1 protein-coding gene is annotated in these 1,494 nt (G+C 61.0%); it reads right to left on the bottom strand.

The features are described 5' to 3' along the window. Window positions 1-354 precede the first annotated feature (354 nt). A protein-coding gene (locus AABK37_RS41295; RefSeq protein WP_432557163.1) for an IS630 family transposase occupies window positions 355-1,300 on the bottom strand; the annotation gives its coding sequence in 2 pieces (ribosomal slippage) (window positions 355-958 and window positions 957-1,300; 948 coding nt in all). Window positions 1,301-1,494: the final 194 nt, after the last annotated feature.

Genomic DNA, 1,494 nt, shown 5'->3' on the forward strand with positions numbered 1-1,494 from the left:
ATTCCCGAAGATCCAGAGGCGTATGCGCGCGCTTTGGCGTGTGCCACGAATGAACTTGATCGAGTCATAGAGACGGGCAAGCGTGCCGTTTTGACGGAAAGCGGGTTGATCGGGTTCATCGTGTTGTCCGCAGCGGCTTCCGTTGAAGTGTACCGCTGGATGGCGCCGACTTAGCTGCCAGTCGCGCTGAAATCTTTCCTTCTCCCTGGGGGAGAAGGTGCCCGAAGTGCGGATGAGTGGCTCGCTCGACGGTGATTCTTGCGGATAGGGTGCCCCTCAACCGGCGCCGCGCGCCACCTTCTCCCCAAGGGAGAAGGGAGGCTTGGCCTAGTCCGGATCTAGAGCGGATTCCGGTCAGATAGCATCGTTAGTATACCCGGCGTTTCGGAAGAAGTTGGCGCACTCGCTGGGATTGAAGCAGTCGATGATTTGACCGATGCGCTTCCAGGTGTCCTCGACGGTTCGCTCTTTGGCCTTGCGGAGCAAAGCTTTGAGTTTGGAGAAGGCCTGTTCGATCGGGTTGAGGTCGGGAGAATAGGGCGGCAGGAAGAAGAGCTTGGCCTTGGCCTGCCGGATCGCCTGTCGCACAGCTTGGCCTTTGTGCGAGCCCAGGTTGTCCATGACGACAATGTCGCCGGGCTTCAGGCTGGGCACCAGGATCTGTTGGACATAGGCCAGGAAGCTGCGGCCGTTGATCGGCCCGTCGAGCACGCAAGGCGCATCGATCCGGTCTGAACGCAGCGCGGCGAGGAAGGTCAAGGTCCGCCAGTGACCGTGCGGCACCCTGTCGACCAGACGCTCGCCCCGCAGGCAGCGGCCACGGGTGGGTGTCATGTTGGTCTTGGCCCAGGTCTCATCGATGAAGACCAGGCGCCCGGCCTCCACCTTGTCCTGGTGGGCCTTCCAGCGCTCCCGCTTGCGGGCGACGTCAGGCCGGTTCTGTTCGCTGGCGTGCAGGCTTTTTTTTAAAGCTGATCCCTTTGCGATTGAAGAAGCGCCAGGTCGCGGTTCGGCTAGTCTTGATCCCCTGGGCCGACAGCCGCTCGACAACCTCGTCCAGAGTGAGGTCGGGTTGCGCCGCGATCAGCCCCAGAAGCACATCGCCATGATCGTCCAGCGGCGAACGGCTGCCGCCGCTCGGCAGGGCCGAAACACTGCCCGTCGCCTCCCAACGCTGCATCCATTTGATCGCAGCACTCGCGCTGATCGAAAACCGCTCCGCAGCATCCCGTCGAGATGCACCCGTCTCGACCGCTTCCACTACCCGCGAACGAAGATCTTCCGATAGGGGCTTGGGCATTCCGGCTGGCCTCCAGCTCCAGCCAGAAGCTTGAATCACAATCCGCCCACAAAGGGAATCCCCTATCGATTCCAACAAACCGGAATTCGCTCTAGTGTGGTGATTCAGAAATAGGCCTCAAGGCGGCGTGTGTTTCGAGTGATCTGCGGCAGAACCGGTTGATTGCAGCCAGGATGTCATCGGCCGATTTGGTC

Origin of the sequence: Tolypothrix sp. VBCCA 56010, assembly GCF_050875635.1 — a bacterium.
Lineage (GTDB): Bacteria > Cyanobacteriota > Cyanobacteriia > Cyanobacteriales > Nostocaceae > Hassallia.